This is a genomic window from Cyanobacteriota bacterium (assembly GCA_025054735.1).
In the GTDB taxonomy this organism is placed as follows: domain Bacteria; phylum Cyanobacteriota; class Cyanobacteriia; order SKYG9; family SKYG9; genus SKYG9.
The window spans coordinates 1-2,108 of the sequence record JANWZG010000540.1; the positions used below are offsets into that span (position 1 = coordinate 1).

Here is a 2,108-nt window from a genome sequence, read left to right on the forward strand (position 1 = left end):
CTGGGATCAAAGAGCGCCTCTGTGACGAGGAAGGCAAACTGCGTCGATTTGTGAATTTCTACGTCAACAGCGAAGACATTCGCTTCCTTGAGGGGCAACAAACGCCGTTGAAGGATGGGGATGAGGTGAGTATCGTACCTGCGATCGCAGGAGGCTAGCTCTTTTGGATGATGGCAGATGCTCTTCGCTGATCGCCTACGGATCCAGATCCCACGGGCAAGGTTCCATAAGCAATTACCTAGTCAAGCAATAGTAGATTGCTAACCATCCAGCGAAGAGCTATTCATCATAATATTGACATGTCATTCAACAGCTTGGAGGAGTCATGAGCGACGAGACTGCAAAGCAGGCACCAGCCGCTAGTGAAGAAGAATCAGCAGCTACACCAGCCGCCGCAAAACCCAAGAAAGAAAAGCCCCCCGCCCCGGAAGATAAGCCCTTTGCTGAGTTTATTCAGCAAGACTATATTCCTGCCTTGCAGACAGCTCTGGCCCAGAAGGGAATTCAAGACATTTCGATTTCTTTAGAACATCAGGCAATCCCTGTAGTTGGGGTTCCTGCTGATCCCTGCTGGCAGGTAGTAGGACGGTGGCAACAGAGTAAGCGCCAGTTCAACCTTTACTTTCCCAATGAGTCAATTCAGGGCTTTCGTGGGTTTTCCTGTGCTGACAATGGCACCAAGCCAGCCGTGTTAGAGCCATTTCTCTGCGATGAGCGGAAAATCACGTTGGATTTACTGGTAGCCGGTTTGGTACAACGCTTGAATGGACAGAAGTGGTTAACCAGAAATTAGTAGGCAGGGAGCCAAGCAATGACGTGGCTAGTAGCGATCGCCCTCAACACAATCCTGGCCGGTGTAGCGATCGCTAGTCCCAAGAAACTATTGACCCCAGCAGGTATTGCCCATGGCTGGGCACTAGGCGTGTTGGTGTGGGGCAGCTTGGGATGGCAAGGCTACGTTGTAGTGATGACCTATTTTCTGGTAGGTTCAGCCGTTACCCGCATAGGCATGGCTGAGAAAGAGGCAGCCGGTATTGCCGAGAAGCGATCAGGCGCACGCGGGCCAGAGAACGTCTGGGGATCGGCAGCCGTAGCAGCGTTATGTGCGCTTGCTATCCTGCTGATTCGGGGGATCAGCACCGATACAATCATGACTCTGAGTAGCACCACCCTAATAGCATTACTGATGCTAGGCTATGTGGCTAGCTTTAGCACTAAACTGTCGGATACCTGCGCTAGTGAAATTGGCAAAGCCTTTGGCCAGCGCACATTTCTAATCACTACCCTAAAGCCAGTGCCCCGCGGCACAGAAGGAGCAGTCAGCCTGGAAGGAACCATTGCTGGGATTGTAGCGTCAGCAGCGATCGCCTTGATTGGCTGGATAGTTGGCCTGATTCCCCCTTTGGGCATTGCCATCTGTGTCATTGCTGCCTTTGTTGCCACAACGGTAGAAAGCCTCATTGGAGCAACCCTGCAAACGCAATTTGCTTGGCTAACGAATGAATTGGTGAATGTCATCAATACCCTCATTGGAGCCGTAGTCGCTACGGTTTTAGCAGTGGGATTGCTTCAGATTTATCCCCAGCTTCTTGCAGAGTAAAGGCATCACCCGCATGGATGCTGATGCTTTGCAGGCGCTCGTACTGCTGGGCTGTGTGTCGCACAAACCGGGTATACCGAGCCATATCATGATCCCCAATCCATGAAACACCTTGCTCACGCAGTGCCTGCCACTGGCTACCAATCAATTCTCCTAGGGTGACCGTCTCTTGCAAATTGCCCTTGCTATCTAGATACATCAAATTGCCAGCATGACGGTAAAACGGATTCCACCCCACATAGCGAGGGATAAAGTTTAGTGGCACCCTGGGTACAATGTCATTGCGATTCACATAGCGAAAATAGGATTTCTTAAACCGACTGTTAAACCACTCTACAAAGGCAGCATCCCCAATGCGGGGCTGCCCAAAGTTGTAAAGTGCTGTAACTGATCGGCCCTTAGCCAGCAAGTGAGCTGTGGCCATTGCTGCTAATGCTCCACCTAAACTATGCCCTGTGATATATAGGCAACGGGGTTGCTGTCGTTCCAGCAAATCTAGATATTTGAT

4 protein-coding genes are annotated in these 2,108 nt (G+C 51.0%); 3 read left to right on the forward strand and 1 reads right to left on the reverse strand.

Annotated features, from left to right (window positions below; all coding sequences use genetic code 11):
* The 3 genes from NZ772_17865 to NZ772_17875 all read left to right on the forward strand — a co-directional run.
* On the forward strand, nt 1–158 hold a 158-nt coding region (locus NZ772_17865), incomplete at its 5' end, for a MoaD/ThiS family protein (GenBank protein MCS6815421.1).
* A gap of 167 nt (nt 159–325) precedes the next feature.
* Nucleotides 326–793 (forward strand): DUF2996 domain-containing protein, encoded by a 468-nt coding sequence (locus NZ772_17870; protein MCS6815422.1) that lies wholly within the window; start codon nt 326–328, stop codon nt 791–793.
* Nucleotides 794–811: 18 nt separating this feature from the next.
* A complete protein-coding gene (locus NZ772_17875) occupies nt 812–1,600 on the forward strand; it encodes a TIGR00297 family protein (protein ID MCS6815423.1) in 789 nt (262 codons plus the stop codon).
* On the opposite strand, the gene NZ772_17880 is transcribed toward NZ772_17875, so the two are convergent.
* On the reverse strand, nt 1,545–2,108 hold a 564-nt coding region (locus NZ772_17880; GenBank protein ID MCS6815424.1), incomplete at its 5' end, for a lipase family protein. The two genes, NZ772_17875 and NZ772_17880, sit on opposite strands and share 56 nt — an antisense overlap.

Coding starts and splice junctions, on each gene's coding strand:
- NZ772_17870 (MCS6815422.1), top strand. CDS start 326: ATGAGCGACGAGACTGCAAAGCAGGCACCAGCCGCTAGTGAAGAAGAA.
- NZ772_17875 (MCS6815423.1), top strand. CDS start 812: ATGACGTGGCTAGTAGCGATCGCCCTCAACACAATCCTGGCCGGTGTA.